Annotated in this window: 20 protein-coding genes and 1 riboswitch; of the genes, 13 read left to right on the forward strand and 7 right to left on the reverse strand. The window is 62.1% G+C overall.

All coding sequences use genetic code 11. The features are described from left to right. Window positions 1–2 precede the first annotated feature (2 nt). Window positions 3–755, reverse strand: coding sequence for an SDR family oxidoreductase (locus tag AWB70_RS09640; protein WP_053571907.1), 753 nt, complete (start codon window positions 753–755; stop codon window positions 3–5). A 191-nt stretch (window positions 756–946) separates the two neighbouring features. Here AWB70_RS09640 and AWB70_RS09645 point away from each other — a divergent pair, with 191 nt between their 5' ends. Beyond that, the gene (locus tag AWB70_RS09645) at window positions 947–2,248 is read left to right on the forward strand and encodes an MFS transporter (RefSeq protein WP_041733781.1); all 1,302 of its coding nucleotides are present in this window, start codon (window positions 947–949) and stop codon (window positions 2,246–2,248) included. A 33-nt stretch (window positions 2,249–2,281) separates the two neighbouring features. Next, window positions 2,282–3,454: a thiolase family protein gene (locus AWB70_RS09650; protein ID WP_053571906.1), complete on the forward strand. Its 1,173-nt coding sequence runs from the start codon at window positions 2,282–2,284 to the stop codon at window positions 3,452–3,454. Here the strand turns inward: AWB70_RS09650 and AWB70_RS09655 are convergent, their stop codons facing one another. After that, the gene (locus AWB70_RS09655; protein ID WP_053571905.1) at window positions 3,455–4,225 is read right to left on the reverse strand and encodes a DeoR/GlpR family DNA-binding transcription regulator; all 771 of its coding nucleotides are present in this window, start codon (window positions 4,223–4,225) and stop codon (window positions 3,455–3,457) included. A 262-nt stretch (window positions 4,226–4,487) separates the two neighbouring features. Here AWB70_RS09655 and AWB70_RS09660 point away from each other — a divergent pair, with 262 nt between their 5' ends. The 9 genes from AWB70_RS09660 (at window position 4,488) to AWB70_RS09700 (ending at window position 15,661) form a co-directional block, all read left to right on the forward strand. Next, a complete protein-coding gene (locus tag AWB70_RS09660) occupies window positions 4,488–5,504 on the forward strand; it encodes a 2-keto-3-deoxygluconate permease (protein WP_014251792.1) in 1,017 nt (338 codons plus the stop codon). Next, entirely contained in the window at window positions 5,501–6,763 is a 1,263-nt protein-coding gene (locus AWB70_RS09665) for a four-carbon acid sugar kinase family protein (RefSeq protein WP_053571904.1), read from the forward strand. Before AWB70_RS09660 ends, AWB70_RS09665 begins: the two co-directional genes overlap by 4 nt. Window positions 6,764–6,788: 25 nt before the next feature. Beyond that, complete coding sequence (pdxA, locus tag AWB70_RS09670) at window positions 6,789–7,790, forward strand: 4-hydroxythreonine-4-phosphate dehydrogenase PdxA (RefSeq protein ID WP_053571903.1); 1,002 nt, start codon at window positions 6,789–6,791, stop codon at window positions 7,788–7,790. A gap of 48 nt (window positions 7,791–7,838) precedes the next feature. Continuing rightward, entirely contained in the window at window positions 7,839–9,218 is a 1,380-nt protein-coding gene (locus tag AWB70_RS09675; RefSeq protein WP_053571902.1) for a CoA transferase, read from the forward strand. A 113-nt stretch (window positions 9,219–9,331) separates the two neighbouring features. Further along, window positions 9,332–10,789: a toll/interleukin-1 receptor domain-containing protein gene (locus tag AWB70_RS39180; RefSeq protein WP_235024189.1), complete on the forward strand. Its 1,458-nt coding sequence runs from the start codon at window positions 9,332–9,334 to the stop codon at window positions 10,787–10,789. Between the two features lie 235 nt (window positions 10,790–11,024). Next, window positions 11,025–11,789 (forward strand): bestrophin-like domain, encoded by a 765-nt coding sequence (locus AWB70_RS09685; RefSeq protein WP_053571901.1) that lies wholly within the window; start codon window positions 11,025–11,027, stop codon window positions 11,787–11,789. A 284-nt stretch (window positions 11,790–12,073) separates the two neighbouring features. Next, window positions 12,074–13,849, forward strand: a complete 1,776-nt coding sequence (locus AWB70_RS09690; protein ID WP_235024190.1) for an SIR2 family protein — start codon at window positions 12,074–12,076, stop codon at window positions 13,847–13,849. After that, window positions 13,842–15,266, forward strand: coding sequence for an argonaute/piwi family protein (locus tag AWB70_RS09695; protein ID WP_053571899.1), 1,425 nt, complete (start codon window positions 13,842–13,844; stop codon window positions 15,264–15,266). The genes AWB70_RS09690 and AWB70_RS09695 overlap by 8 nt, the downstream gene beginning before the upstream one ends. 161 nt (window positions 15,267–15,427) lie before the next feature. Then, window positions 15,428–15,661: a PIN domain-containing protein gene (locus AWB70_RS09700; protein ID WP_053571898.1), complete on the forward strand. Its 234-nt coding sequence runs from the start codon at window positions 15,428–15,430 to the stop codon at window positions 15,659–15,661. A 258-nt stretch (window positions 15,662–15,919) separates the two neighbouring features. Here the strand turns inward: AWB70_RS09700 and AWB70_RS09705 are convergent, their stop codons facing one another. The 3 genes from AWB70_RS09705 to mntP all read right to left on the reverse strand — a co-directional run bounded on the left by AWB70_RS09705 (window position 15,920) and on the right by mntP (window position 19,741). Continuing rightward, window positions 15,920–17,731 carry an L-lactate permease gene (locus tag AWB70_RS09705; protein ID WP_053571897.1) on the reverse strand — a complete coding sequence of 604 codons (1,812 nt, stop codon included), beginning with the start codon at window positions 17,729–17,731 and terminating at the stop codon, window positions 15,920–15,922. A 205-nt stretch (window positions 17,732–17,936) separates the two neighbouring features. After that, window positions 17,937–19,040 carry an alanine racemase gene (alr, locus tag AWB70_RS09710; protein ID WP_053571896.1) on the reverse strand — a complete coding sequence of 368 codons (1,104 nt, stop codon included), beginning with the start codon at window positions 19,038–19,040 and terminating at the stop codon, window positions 17,937–17,939. 131 nt (window positions 19,041–19,171) lie between these two features. After that, window positions 19,172–19,741 carry a manganese efflux pump MntP gene (gene mntP, locus AWB70_RS09715; RefSeq protein WP_045459656.1) on the reverse strand — a complete coding sequence of 190 codons (570 nt, stop codon included), beginning with the start codon at window positions 19,739–19,741 and terminating at the stop codon, window positions 19,172–19,174. Between the two features lie 8 nt (window positions 19,742–19,749). Next, a riboswitch (yybP-ykoY riboswitch) is annotated at window positions 19,750–19,921 on the reverse strand. 99 nt (window positions 19,922–20,020) lie between these two features. Here mntP and AWB70_RS09720 point away from each other — a divergent pair. Then, complete coding sequence (locus AWB70_RS09720) at window positions 20,021–20,467, forward strand: ester cyclase (RefSeq protein WP_063786755.1); 447 nt, start codon at window positions 20,021–20,023, stop codon at window positions 20,465–20,467. On the opposite strand, the gene AWB70_RS09725 is transcribed toward AWB70_RS09720, so the two are convergent. Continuing rightward, window positions 20,464–20,940 (reverse strand): hypothetical protein, encoded by a 477-nt coding sequence (locus tag AWB70_RS09725; RefSeq protein ID WP_053571895.1) that lies wholly within the window; start codon window positions 20,938–20,940, stop codon window positions 20,464–20,466. The genes AWB70_RS09720 and AWB70_RS09725 overlap by 4 nt on opposite strands. 154 nt (window positions 20,941–21,094) lie before the next feature. Here AWB70_RS09725 and AWB70_RS39520 point away from each other — a divergent pair, with 154 nt between their 5' ends. Further along, window positions 21,095–21,229: a hypothetical protein gene (locus tag AWB70_RS39520; protein WP_268760626.1), complete on the forward strand. Its 135-nt coding sequence runs from the start codon at window positions 21,095–21,097 to the stop codon at window positions 21,227–21,229. 22 nt (window positions 21,230–21,251) lie between these two features. On the opposite strand, the gene AWB70_RS09730 is transcribed toward AWB70_RS39520, so the two are convergent. Next, the gene (locus tag AWB70_RS09730; RefSeq protein WP_053571894.1) at window positions 21,252–23,741 is read right to left on the reverse strand and encodes a glucose/quinate/shikimate family membrane-bound PQQ-dependent dehydrogenase; all 2,490 of its coding nucleotides are present in this window, start codon (window positions 23,739–23,741) and stop codon (window positions 21,252–21,254) included. Window positions 23,742–23,845 lie beyond the last annotated feature (104 nt).

Raw genomic sequence — 23,845 nt, forward strand, 5'->3', positions numbered from 1 at the left:
CCTTACACGCTCGGCGACGCGAGCGAGCGCCCGCCGCACACATAGAGCGTCTGGCCCGTGATGTACGACGCCTCGCGCCGCGCGAAAAAGCGCACTGCTTCCGCGATATCGTCCGGCGTGCCGATACGCTGCACCGGCACGGATCGCTTGAGCTTCTCCTGCAACTCGATATCGAAAGCCTGAAACAAGGGCGTATCGACGATGCCGGGCGCGACCGCGTTCACCGTCACGCCGTCTTTCGCCCATTCGAGCGCGAGACTGCGCGTGAGACTCACGACGCCCCCCTTCGCCGCCGAATAGTTCGCCTGCCCCGCGCCGCCGAGCCACGCGCGCGACGAGATGTTCACGACGCGCCCGTACTTCGCCGCGCTCATAGGCGCGAGCACGGCGCGGCAGCAGAGAAATTGCGACTTGAGATTGACGTCGATGACCGCGTCCCAGTCGTCGTCGCTCATGCGCGTGATGCGCTTGTCGCGCACGATGCCCGCGTTGTTCACGAGCACGTCGATTCTTTGAAAGCGCTCGATCACGGCGTCCACGGCGTGGTTCACCGAAGCGCTGTCCGTCACATCGACCGGCAGCGCGATCACGTCCGCGCCTTGCGCGGCGAGACGCGTCGCGGCTTCGTCGAGCGCCGCGCGATCGAGATCGAATAGTGCGATGCGCTTGCCGTCGCGGGCCAATCCCTGCGCGATGCCGAAACCGATGCCTTTCGCGCCGCCCGTGACGATCGCGACTTCCTTCGATGCATTCATTGCTGTCTCCTTGAACGAATGCCCCGATGCTAGGACGTCATCGGCCACGCGCTCAAACGACATTTTTTGCGGTTTCGATTGACTTCTTGTTAAGCAAAAAAACTCAATCGAGCGCGCAAAAAATGTCGTTTGAGCGCGTGCAAAGCCAAATCTACGATGCGTCCATCCCATACCCATACGGAGACGACATCATGGACACCACGCTTCCGAACGTCGCGCAGCCCGCCGCGACTTCACTCACGCGAGCGCAGAAAAAAGCGATCGTCGCGGCGACGCTCGGCACCATCGTCGAGTTCACGGACTGGATCATCTACGCGACGTTCGCCTCGCTGTTCTCGCGCCAGTTCTTTCCCGCCGACAACGCCAGCATCGCGCTGCTCGCGACCTTCGCGGTGTTCGCGGTCGGCTTCGTGATGCGGCCGATCGGCGGCGCGCTGCTCGGCGCGTATGCGGACCGCCACGGGCGCAAGAACGGCCTCGCGCTCTCCGTTGCGCTCATGGCGGGCAGCTCGCTCGTGATCGCGGCGTGTCCGGGCTATGCGTCGATCGGCGTCGCCGCGCCGCTCGTGCTGGTCGCGGCGCGGCTCGTGCAGGGCTTTGCCGCGGGCGGCGAGTTCGGCTCGGCATCGACGTTCCTGATGGAATCGGCGACGCCCGCGCGACGCGGCTTCGCGGGATCGTGGCAGCACTTCGCGGTGAATGCGGGCGTGCTCGTGGCCGCCTCGATCGGCGCGCTGCTCACGTCGATGATCGACGCGCCTTCGATGGCCGCGTGGGGCTGGCGCGTCGCGTTCACGATCGCGGGGCTGATGGGCTTCGTCGCGCTGTGGTTCCGCCTTGCCGTCGCGGAAACCGATGCGTTCAAGAAGAGCGCATCGGCACGGCAGCACACGCGGCATCCGTTCGTCACGATCGTGCGCGAACACCGGCGCGCGGCGCTGCGCGTGATCGGCATCGCGATGGCTGGCAATCTCTGCGTCTATCTCTGGCTCGTGATGTTTCCGACCCTCGCCCATATGCGCGGCCTGCCGCTGCGCGATGCGTTCAGCGCGAGCGTCGTGTCGATCGTCGTATCGCTCGTCGCGATTCCGTTGCTCGGCATCCTGTCGGACCGCATCGGACGCAAGCCCGTGCTGCTCGCCTTCGCCGCCGGTTCCGCGCTGTTCGCCTGGCCCGCGCTGCACTTTCTCGGCAACGACTACGGCACCGCGACGCTCATCGTCACCATCGGCATGGTGCTGTCCTCGGGTTTCGCCGCGACCTGCGCCACCGTGATGGCCGAGCAATTCCCCGCGCATGTCCGGGCAACGGGCGTCGCGCTTCCCTATGCGATCTCGGCGGCACTTTTCGGCGGCACGCTGCCGACCATCGTCACCGCGATGAACAACGCCGGTCTCGCGCAATACCTCTGGATCTACGTGGCGGCCGTGTGCGTGGCGAGCTGCGTGGTCTATGCGCGCATGCCGGAAACACGCGGCAAGACGCTCGATTAAGACCTTCTTTCTTTACATGCAATGGAGACAACCATGCGCAAAGTAGTGATCGGCGGCGTCGGCATGACGCCCTTCGGCAAGTTTCTCGAACGCAATCTGAAATCGCTCGCGGAAGAAGCGGTGTCGCTCGCGCTGAAAGACGCGCACGTCGGCGTGAACGAGGTGGACCGCGTGTTCTTCGGCAATGCGGCGGCGGGTGTCGTCACCGGGCAGGAGATGATTCGCGCGCAGTCGTCGCTGCGCAACACGGGCCTCGACGGCAAGCCGATGTTCAACGTGGAAAATGCGTGCGCGTCGGGCAGTTCGGCGCTGAATCTCGCGTGCCTCGCGGTGGCGTCGGGGCAAGTGGAAACGGCGCTCGTCGTCGGCGTGGAAAAGCTCTCGCACGAGGACAAGGCGGTTTCGTTCGGCGCGTTCGCGAAGGCGGTCGATCTCGAAGAGCCGCTGCCCGAAGGCGTGACGACCGGAACCGGCTCGCTCTTCATGGACTTGTACGCGGCAAAGGCGCGCAAGTGGATGGAAAAGACCGGCGCGCAAGCGAGCGACTTCGCGCGCGTGGTCGTGAAAAGCCGTCGTGCGGGCTCGCTCAATCCGCACGCGCAATTCCGCAAAGAAACGAGCGTGGAGGAAGTGCTGACGAGCCGCATGGTCAGCGATCCGCTGACGCTTTTCATGTGCTCGTCGATCGGCGATGGCGGCGCTGCCGTATTCATCTGCTCCGAAGACTTCGCGGCGAAGCACGACATTCAGCCGGTGTTCATCCGCGCAAGCTCGATCGTCTCGGCGAAAGCGGATGGCTCCGGCGAACTGGTCGCGGTGCGCGCGGCGCGCGAGGCGTATGAGGAAGCGGGCATCGGGCCGGAAGACGTGCATGTCGTCGAATTGCACGATGCATCCGCGCCCGCCGAGCTCATTCACTACGAGAACCTCGGCCTGTGCGCGCCCGGCGATGCGCCGAAGCTGATCCGTTCGGGCGAGACGGATATCGGCGGGCGCATCAGCGTGAATCCGAGCGGCGGCCTGCTGTCGCGCGGGCATCCGGTCGGCGCGACGGGCGTCGCGCAGATCGTGGAACTGACGCAGCAGTTGCGCGGCCGGGCGGGCGCGCGGCAACGCCCTCACGCGAAGGTCGCGCTCGCGGAGAACAACGGCGGTCAGCTCGCGGGCGATTCGGCCGTCGCGCTGGTCACGATTCTTTCGACCTGATCAGTCGTTGGGCCCGGCGAGCTCCACCGTCACATTCTCCTGCTCTTCGAAGCGCGCGAGCACCGGCGCTTCGGCCAACGCATCGGTAATTAGCGTCCAGTCGCGCGCGAGCGGCGTCCAGTGCTGCTGGCTCGCGCGCTCCAGCTTGTTCGACGTGACCAGCACGAACAACCCGGCCGCCTGGCGCGCGATGCATTCCTTCAAAAACGCCTGCTCCGCCGTGGCTTCGCACAGCCCACGACCCGCGACGACGCCGTCCGCGCCGAGAAACGCCTTGTCGAACGTGACGCGCGAAAGCGCCACCTGCGCAAAGGCCCCGAGCGTGCTCATGCTCGACGGCCGCACGTCGCCGCCGATCAGCGTCACGCGCACCTCCGCCGCCGCAAGCACGCCGACCGCGAGCAGATTGTTCGTGACGACGTGAACCTGCGTGCGTCCGGCAAGGCAGCGCGCGAGCGCGGCGGTGGTCGTGCCGCCGTCGAGAAAAATCGTGTCGCCGTCCTGCACGTGTTTCGCAGCCGCGCGCGCGATCGCTTCCTTCTGCTCCCGAAAACTCTCGCGCCGCGTATCGAGCGATTCTTCCGGCTCGTGCATGCCCACCGACGCCGCGCCGCCATACGTGCGCACGATGCGCCGTTCGTCGGCGAGCGCGCGCAGGTCGCGCCGCACCGTCGCCTCGGACATGCCGAAGTGATCGCACAGCGCGGCGACATCGTTCATGCCCGAGAGCACGGCCTTGAGCATCGCCTCGCGGCGTTTCTCGACTTTCATCCTGTTCCCTGAATTCTTGCGGTTGCGGCGGCGAGGCACAGTGTAGCGAACTGGCCGGGACCATCGAATGCTCGCCCTGCCCGGCACCGTGTCAAACATTTTGACTGATTCGATCATTCGAACAGTTGAAAGCGCGCGAATCGATCAGAGTAAACCCGCATACCGCCCGATTTGCGCAAAACACAGCGGAGGACTACACTCCGATTTGATCGATTCAATCACTTATTGATCGAATCGGACGGAAACCACAGTGGAGACTTGCATGGCTCAAATTCACATCAAGCGCGCCGTCGAGCGCGTACCCGGCGGGATGATGATCGTCCCGCTCCTGATCGGCTCGCTGATCGCGACCTTCCTGCCCGGCATGCCGAAGTTCTTCGGCTCGTTCACGAGCGCGCTTTTCACCGGCGCGCTGCCGATTCTCGCGGTGTTCTACGTCTGCATGGGCGCGAGCATCGACGTGAAAGCGACGCCGTATCTCATCAAGAAAGGCGGCGCGCTGTTCGCGACGAAAGTCGGCACGGCAATCGTCGCGGGCATCGTGCTCGGGCATTTCCTCGGCGAGCAGCCGATCACGTCGGGCCTGTTCGCCGGCCTTTCGACGCTCGCCGTCGTCGCCGCGATGAACGACACGAACGGCGGCCTGTATATGGCGCTGATGGGCCAGTACGGCCGCTCGGAGGACGTGGGCGCGTACACGATCATGTCGCTCGAATCCGGCCCGTTCCTGACGATGGTCACGCTCGGCGTCGCGGGCCTCTCCGCGTTCCCGTGGCCGACGCTCGTCGGCAGCATCCTGCCGCTCGCGGTCGGCATGCTGCTCGGCAACCTCGATCGCGAAATGCGCGACTTCCTCGCCCGCGCCGTGCCGGTGATGATTCCGTTCTTCGCGCTGGCGCTCGGCGCGGGCCTCGATCTGCACAAGGTCTGGCAGGCGGGCCTGCTCGGCATCGGCCTGGGTCTCGCGGTCGTCATCGTGACGGGCATTCCGCTCTACTTCGCGGATCGTCTGACGGGTGGCACGGGCGTGGCGGGCGCGGCGGCGGCGAATACCGCGGGCAACGCGGCGGCCGTTCCGGCGCTGATAGCGGCGGCCAATCCGGTCTATGAAGAAGCGGCGAAATCGGCGACGCTGCTGGTCGCGGCCTGCGTGGTCGTCACCGCGATCATCTCGCCGATCCTGACGGCGTCCATCGCGAAGCGCGTGAATGCGCGCAACGAGGCGCGCGCGTCGTCCGATTCGAAGGAACGCGCGAAGGCACGCGGGGCCACGCAATGAAGAGCTTGCTGATCGTCGCGGACGATCTCTCGGGCGCGGCCGACTGCGCGATTCCGTTCGCGGCGGCGGGTTCGAAGACGATCGTCTCGCTTGACGCGAACGCGCCGCACGACGACGCCGCCGTCATCGCCGCCGACACCGACACGCGCCGCCTCACGCCCGCCGAAGCCGCGAAGCGCACCACGGCCGCGTGGCAGGCGTTGCGCGCGCCGGGACGCCGCCTCTACAAGAAGATCGATTCGACCTTGCGCGGCAACTGGACCGCCGAAGTCGCGGCGCTGACGAAGCTCGCCGGCCCGGCGATCGTCACGCCCGCGTTTCCGGCGACGGGCCGCATCGTGCGCGATGGCCGCGTGATCGTGCGCGGCGTGCCGCTCGAAGACACCGAAACGTGGCAGCTCGAAAACGCCGGACAGAAAGCCGAACTGCGCGTCATGCTCGACATGGTCGGCCTGCGCACGGCGCATGTTTCGCTCGATGCGTTGCGCGCCGCGCCGCGGGACATCGCGGCAATGGTGGCGTCGGCGGCGACGGCGAAAGGCATCGACGCGATCGTCGTCGATGCCGAAGCCAGCGACGACCTCGCCACGCTCGCACGCGTGACCGCCGCCGTGGACGCGGAGTTTTTCTGGGTCGGCTCGGGTGGCCTCGCCCGCGAGCTGGCCGCCTTGCCTGATCTGTTCGATGCGCGCGCTTCCGTGGCAGCGGCGCGTTCCGTCGAGCCTGCGCGTGGCCCGATCCTCGCGCTCGTCGGCAGTCTTTCGGCGATTTCGGAGCGTCAATGCGCGATGCTCTGCACGGAAGCCGGCGTACAGGAAATGATCGTGCCGCCCGCCGTGTTGCGCGAGGGCGCGCGGCATCCGGAATGGCAGGCGTGGAGCGAGCGGATCGGCGCTTCGGTGCGCGATCAGATCGACGCGATCGTGCGCATCGGCCGCGACGACGCGTTCGATCCCGCCGAGGGCGCGCTGCTCTCGACGGCGCTGGCGGCGCTCGTCGCGCCCTCTTTCGATGCGCTCGGCGGGCTCATCGCGACCGGCGGCGAAACCGCGCGCGCGATGCTCGCGGCGGCTCACGTCGGCAGCCTGGAACTCGTGACCGAGATCGAGGCGGGCGTCGCACTCGGGCGGCCATCGAATGGAAACGGACCTTCAAGCGGACCGTCGATCGTGACGAAAGCCGGCGCGTTCGGCAGCGAGCACGCATTGCTCGGCGCTTACCTGCATTTGCGCGGCGCGGACCTTCCCGTCGCGCGTTGAGAACAGACATCACCAGACGAACATCATGAGCAACTATCTTCCCGTAATCGGCATCACGATGGGCGACGCGACCGGCGTCGGCCCGGAAGTCGTCGTCAAGAGCCTCGCGCACGATGCGGTCTACAAGCAGTGCCGCCCGCTCGTGATCGGCGACGCGCGGCGTCTCGAACGCGCGAACCAGATCACCGGCGGCAAGGCGACGGTGCGGCGCGTCAAGGACGCCACCGAGGCGCGTTACGAGCCGGGCGTGATCGAGTGCATCGACCTCGGCCTGATTCCTGACGACCTGCCCTTCGGCGAACTGTCGGCGGTCGCGGGCGATGCGGCATACCAGTACATCGCGCGCGCAGTCGAGCTCGCGCAGGCGAATCAGATCGACGCGATCTGCACCGCGCCGCTTAACAAGGAAGCGCTGCACGCGGGCGGCCACAAGTTTCCCGGCCATACGGAGATGCTCGCGCATCTGACCGGCGTCGACGAAGTCTCGATGATGCTCGTCGCGCCGCAATTGCGCGTGATTCACGTGACGACGCATATCGGCATCATCGATGCGATCCGCAAGATCGAGCCGGGTCTCGTCGAGCGCACGATCGAGCGCGGCAATGCGACGCTCGTGAAGGCGGGCATTGCGAAGCCGCGTATCGGCGTGTGCGGGATCAATCCGCATGCGGGCGAGAACGGCCTTTTCGGCTATGGCGAGGAAGAAGAGAAGATCATTCCCGCCGTGAAAGTGCTGCAGGAACGCGGCCTGGACGTGACCGGCCCGCTGCCCGCCGACACGCTGTTCTATCGCGCGGGGCGTGGCGATTTCGATCTCGTCGTTGCGATGTATCACGATCAGGGGCACGGTCCCGTGAAGGTGCTCGGCCTCGAAGCCGGCGTGAACGTGACGGTCGGGCTCGACGTGATCCGCACGTCGGTCGATCACGGCACCGCGTTCGATATCGCGGGCAAGGGCATCGCCGACGAAGGCAGCATGCTCGAAGCGCTGCGTCAGGGCGCGGAACTGGCGACACGGCGTCATTGACGCTTATGGCGTGATAATGGGCGCTTCACACACGTGCGAGCGCCCGTCATGACTGCTTCTCTCGATACGCTGCGCAACCTATGGCGCATCGCCGGCTTGCCCGACGATGCGCTTTCTTTCGTCGACCTTTCCGGTCACGATCCGGTTTTTCCTTCCACCTTTGCCGTCGGCACGGCCGCGCAGGCCACCATCGGCGCGGCGGCGCTCGCTGCGTGCGAACTGGCGCATGCGCGCGGCGTCGAGCGGCAGCGCGTGGCCGTCGACATGACGCATGCGGCCGTCGAATGCACGGGCGCGTTCACCCTCGATGGCAAGGAGCCCGAGACGTGGGGACGCTTCTCCGGTCTCTATCGATGCGCCGATGGCTACGTGCGCATTCACGCGAACTTCGAACATCATCAGGATGGCGCGCTGCGTCTGCTCGGACTCGACCCGAAGACGGCCACGCGCGAGGATGCCGAGCGCGCGTTGCTGGCGTGGCGTGGTGGCGATTTCGAGGATGCGGCGGCGGCGCAAGGGCTCGTCGCGACGATGCTGCGCACCTTCGACGAATGGGATGCGACGCCGCAGGGGCGCGCCATTGCCGCGCAGCCGCTGATGACGATCACGCGCATCGGCGATGGGCCTGCGCTCGCGTTGCCGGCTTTATCGGCTAACGCGCGTCCGCTCGACGGTGTTCGCGTGCTCGATCTCACGCGCATTCTCGCGGGACCGGTCGGCGGGCGCGCGCTGGCCGCGTTCGGTGCGGACGTGATGCTCGTGAACGGGCCGCATCTGCCGAACATTCCGGCGATCGCGGATACGAGCCGCGGCAAGCGTTCGGCGCTGCTCGATCTGCGGTCGGCTTCGGAGCGGGACGCGCTCTGGCGTCTGATCGATGAGGCGCATGTGTTTGCGCAGGGTTATCGGCCGGGCGGGATCGCTTCGCTCGGGTTCGGACCGGAGGCGCTGGCGGCACGCCGGCCGGGGATCGTTTATACGTCGCTGACGGCTTATGGTACGCGTGGGCCGTGGGGTTCCCGGCGTGGCTTCGATTCGCTCGTGCAGACCGCGATGGGCTTCAATGCGGCCGAAGGCGAGGCGGCGGGCGATGGCAAACCGCGTCCGTTGCCGATGCAGATGCTCGATATGGCGAGCGGGTTTTTGATGGCTTTTGGCGCTGCGGCGGCGTTGTGGAAGCAGCAGCGGGAAGGCGGGAGCTGGCATGTGGAGGTTTCGCTTGCGCAGACGGGGCACTGGTTGCGGGGGTTGGGTCGCGTCGATGGCGGATTGAAGGTCGCAAAGCCGGATATCGCGGGGTTTGTCGAGCGGTATGAGTCGGGGTTTGGGGAGTTGGTGGCGGTGACGCCGAGTGCGCAACTGGAGCGGACGGCGGTGGGATATCCGCGGCGATCAGAGCAGCCGGGGGCGTCGGCGGCGAGGTGGTGAGGGGGCCATTTCGTCCGCAGACAGGATTGTTTTAAAAGTATCCTCCTCCTACTATGAGGAATCGTTCGGGCCGGTGTCGCACCGGAGTGATCGATCGATTCGTGGGGGTATCAATGGCGAAAAACCGGCTTCTTTATTTGCACCGCCGCCATTTTGGACTCGACGGTCCGGACGCCATTATGGGAAAACTGCTGTACGAGGCATTAAAGGCGGACCTCGATGCTGCAGTGACTTCGCATATGATCATTCCAGACTCGGTTTCCGAGGGACTTCCAGAATCTATTCTCGATGACGTAATCACGCAGAGCGAATTCCATCGGTCGGGCGTCAACGTGGTGTATCTAGAGGGCGGATTAGATTCCCACTGTCTAACGGGGTTCGACGGCTCAGACTGGAAGATGTCGGCTCCAATGATCGAGGAGTTCGCAAGGCGTGGAGGGATTGTCGTTGTAGCGGATCTTGATATCAACATCGCACGGTCGATTGACGAAGACCGCTTCGGACGTCTCTTCAAGGCATGGTTTCGACGTGAAGATGGCAGGCAAGGTAATCCGATCGAAATCGTCGACCCGGGACGCTGCGAGAACTCATATTGGTCAGAGATTTGGGTCGATTGTGAAGCTGCACGAACCCATTGTGCGGAATGGCTCCAGCCAATATACAACGGCCTTTCCACTATTCTGGTAGGTGGTCCTTTAGATCTGGGGAATTCTCAAAGCTGGCTCGCCAATATTGTCAGTCATACTATGGGAACAATGTGTCAAGACTGTTGGTGGGAACCCCCTGAGACTGGATTCGATCAGCACCGCCTTCGTTATCATCCACAAAGTCCGATGGGCGGAGGCAGCTTCGGGCCTTTCGCGTCGGTCTGCCAACTGGGAAGAGGCTATCTGGTTGCAATCGCAGCCAGAGTCTCATCGAATTATGTGACTAAGAAAAGCCACGGAAACATCGAGTGGATTATCAATATAATCCGACATCTCCGGGCAGCCGTTGAGAATCATGAAAGGCTGGGATCCATCTCTCGTTTTCGTGGGGTCTGTTTATTTCTCAGTCACCGTTCGGTGGACAAGCCTGTCGTCGAAGCCATTTCGGATAATCTGTTCAAAACCGGAATTTCGACCTGGTTGGACAAAGAGAGAATGCTTCCGTCAGACTCTCTCGGGCTTTCGTTGAATGCGGGCTTGACCGAGTCTAGTCACTTTACTATCTTTTGGTCGAGGCACTGCAAGGACGCACCTTGGGTGCATTTCGAGCTCGGGAGCGCAATATCGGCATGTATCGAGAGAAGAAAGCCGATTCTGGTCGTTGCTCTAGACGACACCCCTCCCCCGGACAGCTTAGCCCAGTTCATCCGGATAAATGGAAAGGGTACGCCGCAAGAGACTTCCAGGCTCATTTACGACGCCCTCGCTGCACTTGTCGATCGAGAGTCACTGAATCGAGCTAAGGAAGCGTCTGCTGTTGAACAAACGGATGTCGGGAATGCCATCGCCAGCGGAAAGTTGAATCGAAGGGCTTCGACGGAAGTTGTTGGCCCGTTTCGTCGAAGACGACGGAAGCCTCGTTAAAAAGCGCTTCATCTTCATCAATTGAAAGATGACGCCGATAGACGGAATTCATCCGTCAACGCCCCGCTTTTCAAGTATTGCTTCAATGCGTCGTCATGCTTCACCGCAGAGTTTGCCTCAAGAACGATCCGCGCCACGGCGCAACTTCTATCTGACCGGCGCGACGGCCATGCTCGCGGACGCCGAATCTCTCGTGGTCGATGCGCGCTGAGCGAGGACGAGACAGGGGCACGGAATGAGAGCTTTCATCGACCACCCGGCTGTGTTGTTCGTCGTTCTGCTCGCGCTTTTCGTGAGCGCGGTGGCGTTCGGCGCGTTCGTGCTGCGCCGCTGGGCGCTGCTGCCGGAGAACGACCGTGAAGACTTCAACCTCGTCCAGACTTCCACACTGACGCTGCTTGCGCTGCTGGTCGGCTTCAGCCTGTCGATGGCGGTGAACCGTTACGACCTGCGCAAGACGCTGGAGGAAAGCGAGGCCAATGCGATCGGCACCGAGTATTCCCGCGCGGATCTCGCCGATGCGGCCACCGCGGCAAAGATCAAGTCCGCGCTGATCCGCTATACGAAGCTGCGCCTGGCGAACTACAAGACGCGCGCGCCCGACGCGCTCGCGAAAATCGTAAGCGATACGACGAACGTCGAGGCGGAACTGTGGCAGCTCGCGACCCAGGTGGCGAAAGCGCAGCCGACGCCTATCGGCGCGCTGGTCGTGTCAGGCATGAACGACGTTTTGAATTCGCAGGACTACTCGGAGGCCGCGCGCATCAATCACATTCCGCTAGGCGCTTGGTATCTGATGATCATCATCGCGCTGCTCGGCTGCGTCGTGCAGGGTTACGGGGCGAAGGGGAGTCTGCGGAAAGGCCTGCTCATCACGATTCTTCCGACGACGGTCGCGCTGTCGCTCGCATTGATCGCGGATATCGATAGCCCGAAAGGGGGGATGATTCGGGTGGAGCCGCGGGATCTTGGGCGGTTGATGCAGTCGCTGGGACCGTGAGGGGGCGTGGGAAAAGGCGGCGGTATGGTTGTGCGGTCCGCCTTGGAGGAAGGACTCGCGGCGGTGTAGTCACCCGAGGAATGCTGCAGGACGCTGCGGTTCGTCGGTCTGCTGACGGCCAAAAGCGGAAATCTGTCGGCGATCAGACGAGATCTTTCTTTGACGTCTGCCGCAAACTCTACGGCGCCGGCACAGGCAGACGAATGAAAAATTGGTAATACAATAGCCTTTGAATTCAGGATTCCTAGTTTAGACCATAAGAAGAGGTGCGGTCCGCAATGCCGATGTCAGAGATTAAAGAAATTGATTTCCGTCAGCAAGTCATCCAGAACGGGCAACAACTAATGTGGTTTCTGGGGGCTGGGGCGTCACGTAGTTCCGGGCTTCCGACCGCAACAGACTTAATTTGGGACCTTAAGCTTCGTTACTACTGCGCTCAGGAAAACCAAGACGTAGTTGCACACGACGTGAGCAATAGGGCTGTGCAAGCCCGCATTCAGGCGTACATGGACAGTAAAAGCTTTCCGCCACTTTGGGATCCGGCCGAATACTCGTTCTATTTCGAGCTGCTATTTGGAGGAGACTATTCGTCGCAACAAAAATATCTCAATAAAGCACTTGCCACAGAGAAAATATCCTCGACGATCGGTCAGCGCGCACTTGCTGCACTCATGCAAATGGGTCTTGCCCGGATCATCTTTACTACGAATTTCGACGAGGTTGTGGAATCTACCTATGCCTCAATTGCAGGCAAGAATCTTACGACATTCCACCTTGAAGGATCCTACGCCGCGCTTGAGGCATTGAACTCCGAACGGTTTCCTTTCTTAGCAAAGGTTCACGGTGACTTTCGTTACCAGACGGTTAAAAATCTTGCAGCCGATTTGCTAAGCAACGATAGAGAAATTCAAAAATGTTTCGTGGCTGCCTCTGTCCGTTTCGGCATGGTCGTGAGTGGGTACAGTGGGCGCGATCGCAACGTGATGGCGATGTTCGGCGAAGCCATTGAACAGAACAACTCGTTTCCACATGGTCTTTATTGGACGGTGCCACGCATTTCCCATGTTGAAGCGTCGGTGCGTCAGTTGATGGATTACGCCAACAGCAAGGGCGTTAAGGGCGGGATTGTCGAAACCGGCACATTTGATGAAATGCTTGCGAAGATATGGCGATTGGTCTCCGATAAGAATCCGGCCGTCGACGCAAAAGTTAGGAGTGCTACGGCGAAGCAAGTGAGGATTCCTCTACCTCCTGCCGGATCGGGATACCCCATTCTTCGCACGAACGCGCTTCAAATCAAAAGGGTGCCAGTTAGCTGCGGCGCCATCGATTATGACGGAGCTGTGGACCTTGCGCAGTTGAAGAGTGTCTTGTTTGAAAAGCGCCCCCAATGCTCAGTCTGCTACACGGATCGCATTCTGTTTTGGGGAAACGGAAAGGAACTTGTCAAGATATACGAACCGGACCGAGTGAAATCAGTTTCGTCATTCGAGATTGATGATCTAGTCGTCGCAATCAACACTTCAACCTATTTTAAGTCGATGGTGGAGGAAACGGTTGCGAATGCATTAATTTACGAAAAGCCTCTCGTTCTTCGCAAGCAGAGAAAAACTTGGTATGCGATTACTGACCACAAAGAAGCGAGCAGTGATACGTTAAAACCATTGCGAGAGGCACTTTCCTGGAAGGATAGAGACGGCAAAATGCACAACGGTGTTGTAAACGGCCAGGTGGCTGGACTCAAGGATGTGTATTGGGCTGAGGCTGTTTCGCTGAGGGTTGAAGAGCGGAACGGCCAGATATGGTTGCTTCTGAAACCGGATATTTGGATTTCTCCAAATAAGATGCGCGAACAGGCAACTGACTTTGTCTACAAGAAAAAAATACGTCGATACAATAAACAGGCTTCAGAAATTCTGAGCGCTTGGATCAAAATTCTTCTCGGAAGCATTGGGAAGGGCGAGGCAATAGTCACCGCGTACAAAGGCACGGACCATCCCGCGCAATTCCAAATTATTACACGCTCTGCATTTAGCAAGAGGAGCGGCACAAATGACTAACGATCCTAGTGAACTGCCAGCCAATTCCATCCTACCGGAACCGAACCTGCTTTTTGCGGGCGGAAAGACTCACGCTCATCCGCTTCGCGGTCTAATGGATCACGGGCCGTATAGCCTTGACATCGGCGCGCCGACAGTGGTTCGGCTGGCGTACCTCGCGCCGATGGACCTCCTTCCAAGGCTCGATGCGCTTGTTCGAGAATTGATGGGCAAGCAGCAAGTACGCGAGGCTCCCAACTACTACATCGCGTACGAGGGGTTCGAAAATATCTTTCGAACTCGGCTCATCCCGGCGCCGGAATGTCTACGTCTGGCTACGCCGAATGAATGCAATGCCATGGCCTCTGCTGGGAATGGCAACGGTCTAGCCGAATTGATCTTGCAGGCAAGCCTTCCCCTACAGAAGCTTAAACATACCTTTGACGTACTCATTGTCTATTTGCCTGCGGTATGGAAGGCATCTTATCTCTACGAGGGCTTCAATCTTCATGACAAAATCAAAGCGAACGTCGCGCCACTCAACATTCCGATACAGATTGTCAATGACACCATGTTCGAGCGGACGTGTCGTGCGCAGGTTGCCTGGGGATTGAGTGTTGCCCTTTATGCGAAGGCAAACGGAATTCCGTGGAAGCTCGCTGATTGGGACAAAGACGAAGCGTATATCGGGCTTAGCTATGCCATCAAAAAGCTTGAGGACGGTGTTGAATACAGCACTTGTTGCAGTCAGGTTTTTGATCCGGATGGAACCGGCTTCGAATTCATCGCCTACGATGCGCGCGATTATACAACCGATCGAAAAGGCAATCCCTACCTGACGTATCAAGAGATGCAATCTGTACTCTCGAAAAGCTTGTTGCTTTATCAAAACTCTCACAACGGGCGGTTACCGAAGAAGATCTATGTCCATAAGACGACGCACTTCACTGAGGATGAAATTCAGGGTGCGTTCGATGCTTTCGGGTCGAAGATGGAAATAGAGTTGATTCAAATCGTGCGTGGAAGCAATTGGTATGGTTTAAAAATTGACGGTCCAAACAAATGGAATACGAAACCTGCCCCTGCAGGATATTCGGTTGATCGGGGGCTTTATCAACCGCTTACCGAAAACGAGTGCCTATTGTGGACACAGGGATCTGTCGATAAGATCAATCAGCAGAATCCTAATCAACCAGTTTTTAAAGAGGCGCCGCTCAAACCTCTCGCCAGTCCGATCATGCTGCGTCGTTTTTCCGGCGCAGGAGGCTGGCATGCGACATGTGCAAGTATTCTTGCGCTCACGAGGGTCGATTGGAATAACAACACACTATATAAGACGTTGCCGGTCACGCTGGTGTATTCACAGGTCTTTGCGGAAGTCGTAAAGCAATCGTCTGCCATCGTGAATGAGGTCTACGATTACCGGATGTTCATGTGAACAATCGATGAAAAACTGTTTCAAATCAAGCGCTGGGATAGGCTGTCATCGGATGGACGTCGCATGCTATTTTCAAGTCGCTCCTGCGATCATCGACACCTGGGAAATATGACTTGTGCCGGGCGAGGATCTGACCACTACTGTTAGCTGCACCAACGTTCATGGATGAGAAAATCAACAATCAAATCCTTGCCGGTGAAATCACCGCACTGGCCATTGACACGACGATTTTCGAAAAGAACAGTCTCGCGCCGGAGAGCGGGCTGCTCGCTCGGCTCGAGCAGTTTCGCGAGAGCGATTTTGAACTCGTCACAGCGAACACGGTGGCTAACGAGGTGAAGCGGCATCTCGCGAAAAATGCAACGGACGCGACGACGTCGGATTGTTGCCGATAACGCACGACGTGTATTTCAACGACATCGAACCGGAGTAGATGAGCGACCCCGGCAACTATGACACTGCGACCGGGCATAAGGTAAGCGCACGCTTTCAGCAAGTCACGACTGCCTTGCCTTGCGATCTCGCTCCCCTTCCTTTATCGGTAAGCGGTTGGATCGCCGCAAGCTGGCCGAGGATGAAAACCACCTTTGTATCCACGCGGGACTGAAGGATCGCTGCGAGGCCGCAAGAACCCACCCACACCCCGCCCCCCCTCACCCCCCCGGCGGCACCGGAATCATCCACGGGAACACATAAGCCTGCAGCATCGCGATAATACCGATCACCGCCGCCCCCGCGATCGAATGGAAAAACACCGTCCGGAAAATCGGCCCTAACGCAAACGCGCGCTCTTTCGGATCGTCATAGCACGCGGCGCACGCGACCATGATCGATTGCGCATCGATCATCTTGCCCATCACGCCGCCCGTCGAATTCGTCGCGACGATAAGGATCGGATTGAGATTGAGCTGTTGCGCGGTGATGCGCTGCAGGCTGCCGAAGAGCGCGTTCGAAGCCGTGTCGGAACCCGTCAGGAACACGCCGAGCCAGCCGAGGAACGCCGCGAAGAACGGATAGAACACGCCCGCGCCCGTGAACGCCAGGCCGAGGACGGCATCCGTGCCCGAGTAGCGCGTGAGAAAGCCAAGACCCAGCACCTGCGCAATGACGAGCACCGGAATCTTCATGCGGCGCATGGTCTGCGTGAACGCGTCCTTCCACTGCGAAGCGGACAGACGCAGCACGAAGCCCGACAGCATCGCCGCGACGAACACGCCCGTGCCCGCCGCCGACAGCCAGTTGATCGTGAAGCGCGCCGCTTCCGCCTTCGCATTGACGGGCGCGACGGGCGGCATGCGTTGCACGAGGTTGTGCAGCGCGGGCATGTCCCACACCGGTAGCGACAGCGTGCCCTTGAACGGCGAGCCCAAAAGCGTCGTGGAGAACGGGACGCCCGCGAACACGTTATTCAGGAATTTCTTGAATTCGGGCACGCCCCACAGCGCACAACACGCGATCAGAATCACCCACGGCATCCACGCATAAATCGTTTCGCCGACCGAATACTTGTACTTCCATTCCGCCTTGTTCAACGCGACCGTCGTCGTGGTCTTGCCCTGCTGCGCCAACGCCTCGCGCTCGGACCTGAGCAGAAAGCGCGTCTTCGGATGCCACACGAAACGCAGGAACAGCGCCGTGCAGATCACCGAGAACACGCCCGACACCACATCCGTCATCAAATGCAGCGCGTGACTGCCGGACGCGTAGAACTGCATGATCGCGAACGAGCCGCCCGCGCAGAGCATCGCCGGCCACACTTCGAAGACTTCCTTCCACGAGCCGCCTTCCATTTTCACGAAGGTCGCGACGAGCCAGAACGGCACGAGCACCGAGACGAGCGGCAACTGATGGCCCGCCATCGCGGAGAGCGTGACCTGATCGAGTTCGCTGACGGCGGCGAGCGTGACGATCGGCGTGCCGATCGCGCCCCACGCGACAGGCGCCGTATTCGCAAGCAGATTCAGCACGGCGGACTGGAACGGCCGGAAGCCGAGCCCCACCATCACCGCCCCGGCAATCGCCACCGGCGTGCCGAATCCCGACGTGCCCTCTATGATCGCGCCGAACGAAAACGCGATCAGCACGCACTGCAAGCGCCGGTCGAAGGAGATGTGGACGATCGAATCCTTGACGATCTCGAACTTGCCGGTCACGACGCTCATCGTGTAGAGAAACATCGCGGCCAGCACGATCCAGATGATGCCGAGAAATCCCGAAAGCGAGCCGAGCGCGAACGCCGACACCGCCGATGTCACCGGCATCCGGAACACGAGACACGAGATGATGAACGCGGCAATCACGCCGAAGAACGCCGCATACGGCGCCGATATGCCCAGATGCACGTTGCCCTGCGAGTCGCGATGGCGATGCAGCGCAATGAAATAAAGCAGCGTGAGAATCGGAATCGCCGCGACGATCGTAGAAAGGAAGACATTGCCCAGCGGGTTGTACGTCTGATGGTACATGTCGTTTCCTCGTTGATCTTGGATTCGAAACGTGCCCGCGGTCCGGACGAAACGACACGCCGCCGGATACGCGAGCGCCCGGGCAACAGCGATTCCTTACAGATTTACTCCCGATTCTTTGAAGGTATAGCGGGACGAAAGGTCGATTTCAAGTTTTGCGACAGCGCGCGAATAAGCGCCGGCGGTGTGCGCAATCCGGTGAGGGTCAAACGGTATGCGCTTCCTTTTCAGCCATCACCCCCGCATCGACGGCAACGGGCACACGCCGCGCGAGCGCGCACATCAGCTCATAGCCGATCGTGCCGGAAGGCTCCGCGACCTCATCCACCTTGATCCGCTCGCCCCACAGTTCGACCGATGAACCGATGCCCGCCGCGGGACACGGCGTGAGATCGACGGTGAGCATGTCCATCGACACCCGCCCCACGATGCGCGTGCTCACGCCGTCCACCGCGACGGGCGTGCCTGCGGGCGCGTGGCGCGGATAGCCGTCCGCGTAGCCGCATGCGACCACGCCGATCTTCATCGGGCGATCCGCGGCGAACGTGCGGCCATAGCCGATGGTTTCGCCGGGCGTAAGCGTCTGCACGCCGATAATGCGGCTCGACAGCGTCATCGCGGCGCGCAGACCGGCGTCTTCGATATGCCGCGCGCAGCCCGTCGGCGATGCGCCGTACAGGATCGTTCCGGGCCGCACCCAGTCGCGATGCGCGCGCGGGTGCCATAGCACCGCCGCCGAATTGGCCAGCGAGCGCGTGCCGGGCAGATCGCGCGCGACGGCGTCGAATGCGTCGATTTGCCAGTCGATGGCGCCGTCGTCCGCGTTCGCAAAGTGGCTCATCAGACCGATGGAGCCGATCGACCCGATCGCCGACGCGCGCCGCCACGCGCGCTCGAACTCGCCCGGCCGGAAGCCGAGCCGGTTCATGCCGGAGTTCATTTTCAACTGGATATCGATGCGCTCGCGCGGCCGCGCGGCTTCGAGCATGGCCAGCTGCTCCTCGCAATGCACGGTGACGGTCAGCCGATGCCGGTCCGCCGTCTCGACATCCTTCGGTTCGAACACGCCTTCGAGCAGCAGAACGGGCTTCGTCCAGCCGAGTTCGCGCACGCGCACGGCTTCGTCGAGATCGAGCAGCGCGATGCCATCGGCCTCCGCAAGCGCCGGATAGATGCGCTCGATGCCATGACCGTACGCATTCGCCTTGATGACGGACCACACGCGCGAAGACGGCGCGGTGCGTTTGACGGCCCGGAGATTGTGACGAATGGCATCGAGATGAATGCGCGCGGAAATCGGACGTGGCATGGCGATCTGTTTTTCGGTCGATAGGCAGTGGATTGACCGATCGTATCGATTCAATGGCAGTGGTTGTTAATATATTTCTGCCGATTTTCAGTCGATACGCCTGATTCGCCGCCCTTCGCCGCCCTTCGCCGTCAGCTCAGATACCCGAGATGCTCGGCCAGAATGACGCAGCCGACGCCGATCAGGATCACCCCGCCCGCAATCTCCGCGCGCTTGCCGATCGTCGCGCCGACGATCCTGCCGACCATCACGCCGATCGTCACCATCAGCATGGTCGCGAAGCCGATGGTCGCGGCGGTCGAGAAGATATCGACGTCGATGAACGCGAGGCCCGCGCCGACCGCCATCGCATCGATGCTGGTCGCAAAGCCCGTCAGCGCCAGCACCCAGAACGAATGCGAGTTGGGTTTTTCCTCGTCGTGGCTCGGCGCGCCGAAGCCCTCGCGGATCATGCGCGCGCCGAGCAGGCCGAGCAGGCCGAACGCGATCCAGTGGTCCCAGGCGGTCACGTATTGCGCGGCCGCCTTGCCGAGCGCCCAGCCGGCGAGCGGCGTCAGCGCTTCGATCACGCCGAAGATCACGCCGGTCTTCAGCGCTTCCGCGATGCGGGGCTTGTGCAGGCTCGCGCCCTTGCCGACCGCGGCGGCGAAGGCGTCGGTGGACATGGCGAAGGCAAGGAATATCGTGGATGCGAGGTTCATCGAGTAGCGCTCTGGTCGGGCAAGATGGAACGACAGAACGCGCGCCCGACCGGTCGCGAATTCTGTCGATGGTCTTGCCAACCTGTGATGGCTGCTCATGCCACGACCTGAACGGCCGAGCGTGTTGACATGAGCGCTTTTCCGGTGCGGAAAAGCCGGCTACTCCCCAGCGAAGAAACGTGAGCTTAACACGGCTGCGCGGCCGTTCCTGCGCTCGCGGGGCCATTGGGATAGAGTGAATCCGCAGTGCCGCGCCCTCACCGTTTCCAAGGAGGCACCATGCAGGCAGCCCACCTGACCCAGCCGGCCGCGCGCGAAGCGGTCGAGCGTCTCTATCGCGCGTTTGCCACGCAGGACGTCGCGCTCTTGCGCGAAGCCGTCACGCCCGACTGGGAATACCTTCCCGAGCCGCCCGGACAACGGCATGGCCCCGATCAGATGATCCCCATCTTCGAAGATCTCGCGAGCGCGCTGCCCGACATGCGCATCCAGATTCTCGACATGCTGGTGCAGGACAACCGCGTGGGCACACGCGCGGAAGTGAGCGGCACACAGTCCGGCCCGCTGATGGGCATTGCCGCGACGAAAAAGCCGATCCGCTTCGCGATCCATTCGTTCCACGAACTGCGCGACGGCCGCGTGGCGAAGACCTGGCATCTCGAAGACTGGCTCAGCGTGTTCCGGCAACTCGACGCCGTGCCGCAGAAGATCGATCCGCCGGTCTAGCCGCGGCGCGTTGCGCTTTTCGCGTTCACGCGCAGAACATGCTCCACGCATAGTCCGACGAGCGTCGCGTCGAGGCGCTCCAGCGCGCACGCGGCTTCGCGCAACGCGGGTGTATCGGTGCCGAAGGAGTCGAAGAAAAGCAACTCGCGCTGACGGGCGGCCACGCGCGCCGATTGCACGGCCGCGCTCAGCTCACGCATGCGGCCAAATCCCGCCGCCCGCGCTTTCTCTTCCAGCAGCCCGGCCAACGCTTCGAGCGATTGCGGCGCGCGTCGCGCGATGCGGGCGCGACCACCGTCGAAAAGGGATAAAAAGCGCAGCACGCTGCCGTGCAAGCGCCGATGCGCATCGACGAGATCGCGTATCGATTCGGCGCGCTCGTGATCGCGCGCCGCCTTGACGGTGGTGATGGTCGCGCCGTAGCCGACGCCGGCGGACTCACGGCTGGAGGATTCGATGGTTTGCGTCAGCATGAAAAGGTCGATGCGCTATATATTCATGAATATAGCGCATCGACGATTCGCCCGCGCGCACAGTCAATTTCCCGAAAGGAATTTGTTGCGATGCGTCGAGTATGCTAACCTAGGGTTATTACCTAGTTAGTTACCCCTAGTCAGGAGTTCGATCATGGGCATCATCGCCGCCACCCCTATCGCTTTCGTTTCGTTCATCGCCGTCAAGCTGCGCAGCGCCGCGCGCGACGCCCTGGCCGCGCGCGCGAAAGTCAGCGCCCTGATGGCCGAAGCCTATCGCCGCGCGTAAAGCACGACGAAGGCTCCGCGCTTCATTGCAACGTGTAGGCGATCACGTAATCGCCCGCCTTCGTGCCGAGCGAGCCATGACCGCCCGCCGTCACGAGCACGTACTGCTTGCCGCTTGCATCGGCATAGCTCATCGGCGTGGCCTGTCCGCCCGCCGGCAAGCGCGCCTCCCACAGTTTCTTGCCGTCGCGCACGTCGTAGGCGCGCACGTATTGATCGAGCGTGCCCGTGAGGAATGCGACGCCGCCCGCCGTCACCATCGTCCCGCCGAGACTCGGCACCCCGAGCGGCATGGGAATCGGCAGGGGCGCGCTGTCGCGGATCGTGCCGTTTTTGTGCATCCACGCGATCTTGTTCGTGCGCAGATCCACGCCCGCCATGTAGCCCCACGGCGGCGCCTGGCACGGAATCCCGAGCGGTGAAAGGAACGCGCTGATCTCATAGCCGAACGGCGTGCCACGCGCGAGCTTGATGCCGCTCGTCTCGCTGCCCTTCTTCTCGCCATTGCTTTCCGGAATCTGCTCGCGCGGAATCAGCTTCGACACAAACGCCATGTAATCCGGATTCGCGATCAAAATCTGCCGTACCGGATCGACGGAAATCCCGCCCCAGTCGAACACGCCGAAATTGCCCGGAAACACCAGCGTGCCCTGCTCTGAGGGCGGCGTGAACGCCCCGTCGTAACGCAGGCTTTTGAACTTGATGCGGCACCAGAGTTGATCGAAAGGCGTCGTGCCCCACATGTCCGCTTCCTTCACACGCGGCGGATTGAAATTGAGCGCGGAGACGGCCTGCGTCGGCGCGGTGCGATCGCCCTTGGCCGCGCCCTGCGGCACGGGCGTCTCGGCGATCGGCACGATCGGCTGCCCGGTTTCGCGGTTCAGCACGTAGATGCTGCCCTGCTTCGTCGATGCAATCACCGCCGGCTGCATGCCCCGCGCCGTCTGCAAATCGACGAGCGTCGGCTGGCCGCCGACATCCATGTCCCACAAATCGTGATGCGTGAACTGATAGTTCCAGCGCAGCTTGCCCGTCGCGGCGTCGAGCGCGACGAGGCCCGCGGCGAACTTTTCCGCCTGCGGCGTGCGCTCGCCGCCCCACTGATCGGGCGTCTGATTACCCATCGGCAGATAGATCATGCCCCGCTGCTCGTCGACGCTGAACATCGACCACATGTTCGGCGAATTGCGCACGTAGGTGCCACCGGGCGCGATCGGCTCGGTGGCGTCGGGATTGCCCGGGTCCCAGTTCCAGACGAGATGGCCGTCGTTCACGTCGAACGCGCGGATCACGCCTGAAGGCTCATTGTTCGATTCGTTGTCGGTGACGTGGCCGCCGACGATCACGAGGTTGCGAAACACAGCCGGCGGCGAGGTCGAATAGTAGCCGCCCGGCGTGAACGGGCCGATGTTCGCGCGCAGATCGACCGCGCCGTCCTTGCCGAAGCGCGTGCACGCCTTGCCGGTGTCCGCGTCGAGGGCGATCAGGCGCGCGTCCGCTGTCGGAAGGAACAGGCGACGCGGACATTCAGCCAGCGCGGTGGTCTGGGCGGGCGTCTGCGCGGGCGCTTCGGGCGTCGCCGATGCGGCATCGGGCGCGCTCGCTTCGGCCGCTGCGGGCGCCTCAGCCGCAACCGCAACCGCAGGCATCGGATGCATCGCCGCGTCGTAATACGCGACGCCCCGGCAGGTCATGTGCTCCCAGTGCTTGAACCCGACCGGGCTCTGAATCTGCGGATCGAAGCGCCATTTTTCCTTGCCGCTCGCGGCATCCAGCGCAATCACCTTGCTGTGCGGCGTGCACAGGAAGATCGTGTCGCCGACCTTGAGCGGCGTGTTCTCGTCCGTGGTTTCGGTGGGATCGTCATCGCCAGGCATGTCGCCGGTGCGATACGTCCACGCCACTTTCAGCTGATGCGCGTTCTGCGGCGTGATCTGCGCAAGCGGCGCATAGCGTTGCGCGAGCGGCGAGCCGCCATAGTCGGTCCAGTCGCCCGGCTTACGCCCCGTCGCGGCGTTGAGATCGGGCTGATTGGCATCGGCGGCCACGTCCACGTCGATGCGTCCGGGCCGGTCGTGCGGATCGTTGAAGAACGTGCCGATGCCGAGCAGCAGCACGATCACGATCGCCGCGGCGAGCGGCGTGCGCGCCGCACGCGCGGTCGAGGGCGGCCCGAACAGCGCGCCGCGATGCACGAACGGCATGAGCAGCCAGATCGCGAGCAGCAGCCAGATCCACAGACGCGGCATCAACTGCCAGAAATCGAAACGCACTTCGACGACCGCCCAGATCGTCGAGGCGAACAGCATGAGCGCAAAGAGCAGCAGCGCGGAACGCCGCCGTATCAGCAGCAGAAGCCCGGTCACGACGATGGCCGCGCCCGCGATCGCGTAGTACCACGATCCTTTCAGCGTCACGAGATACGCGCCGCCCGCCGCCAGCGCCGCGCCGATGACGATGAACACGATGGCCGTAAAAAACGTGAGCGGATGAAGTCTGCCGTGAACAGCCATGCGAAATTCCTCCGTGACGATGGATGCCGGAACGCGGCCGTCGAGCGGTCGCGGTTCGGGCCTGGGGCGTCGTCGGAGGGAGCAATCGTTGTGCCGTTCTGAGG

Source organism: Caballeronia cordobensis (assembly GCF_001544575.2).
Classification (GTDB): Bacteria; Pseudomonadota; Gammaproteobacteria; order Burkholderiales; family Burkholderiaceae; genus Caballeronia; species Caballeronia cordobensis.

Bases quoted from the DNA above. Each gene is read 5' to 3' on its own strand.
- AWB70_RS09730 (WP_053571894.1), bottom strand. From the start codon at position 23,741: ATGGCTGTTCACGGCAGACTTCATCCGCTCACGTTTTTTACGGCCATC.
- AWB70_RS09725 (WP_053571895.1), bottom strand. From the start codon at position 20,940: ATGCTGACGCAAACCATCGAATCCTCCAGCCGTGAGTCCGCCGGCGTC.
- pdxA (WP_053571903.1), top strand. From the start codon at position 6,789: ATGAGCAACTATCTTCCCGTAATCGGCATCACGATGGGCGACGCGACC.
- AWB70_RS09655 (WP_053571905.1), bottom strand. From the start codon at position 4,225: ATGAAAGTCGAGAAACGCCGCGAGGCGATGCTCAAGGCCGTGCTCTCG.
- AWB70_RS09665 (WP_053571904.1), top strand. From the start codon at position 5,501: ATGAAGAGCTTGCTGATCGTCGCGGACGATCTCTCGGGCGCGGCCGAC.
- AWB70_RS09675 (WP_053571902.1), top strand. From the start codon at position 7,839: ATGACTGCTTCTCTCGATACGCTGCGCAACCTATGGCGCATCGCCGGC.
- AWB70_RS09660 (WP_014251792.1), top strand. From the start codon at position 4,488: ATGGCTCAAATTCACATCAAGCGCGCCGTCGAGCGCGTACCCGGCGGG.
- AWB70_RS09705 (WP_053571897.1), bottom strand. From the start codon at position 17,731: ATGTACCATCAGACGTACAACCCGCTGGGCAATGTCTTCCTTTCTACG.
- AWB70_RS09645 (WP_041733781.1), top strand. From the start codon at position 947: ATGGACACCACGCTTCCGAACGTCGCGCAGCCCGCCGCGACTTCACTC.
- AWB70_RS39180 (WP_235024189.1), top strand. From the start codon at position 9,332: ATGGCGAAAAACCGGCTTCTTTATTTGCACCGCCGCCATTTTGGACTC.
- AWB70_RS09640 (WP_053571907.1), bottom strand. From the start codon at position 755: ATGAATGCATCGAAGGAAGTCGCGATCGTCACGGGCGGCGCGAAAGGC.
- alr (WP_053571896.1), bottom strand. From the start codon at position 19,040: ATGCCACGTCCGATTTCCGCGCGCATTCATCTCGATGCCATTCGTCAC.
- AWB70_RS39520 (WP_268760626.1), top strand. From the start codon at position 21,095: ATGGGCATCATCGCCGCCACCCCTATCGCTTTCGTTTCGTTCATCGCC.
- AWB70_RS09695 (WP_053571899.1), top strand. From the start codon at position 13,842: ATGACTAACGATCCTAGTGAACTGCCAGCCAATTCCATCCTACCGGAA.
- AWB70_RS09650 (WP_053571906.1), top strand. From the start codon at position 2,282: ATGCGCAAAGTAGTGATCGGCGGCGTCGGCATGACGCCCTTCGGCAAG.
- AWB70_RS09685 (WP_053571901.1), top strand. From the start codon at position 11,025: ATGAGAGCTTTCATCGACCACCCGGCTGTGTTGTTCGTCGTTCTGCTC.
- mntP (WP_045459656.1), bottom strand. From the start codon at position 19,741: ATGAACCTCGCATCCACGATATTCCTTGCCTTCGCCATGTCCACCGAC.
- AWB70_RS09700 (WP_053571898.1), top strand. From the start codon at position 15,428: ATGGATGAGAAAATCAACAATCAAATCCTTGCCGGTGAAATCACCGCA.
- AWB70_RS09690 (WP_235024190.1), top strand. From the start codon at position 12,074: ATGTCAGAGATTAAAGAAATTGATTTCCGTCAGCAAGTCATCCAGAAC.
- AWB70_RS09720 (WP_063786755.1), top strand. From the start codon at position 20,021: ATGCAGGCAGCCCACCTGACCCAGCCGGCCGCGCGCGAAGCGGTCGAG.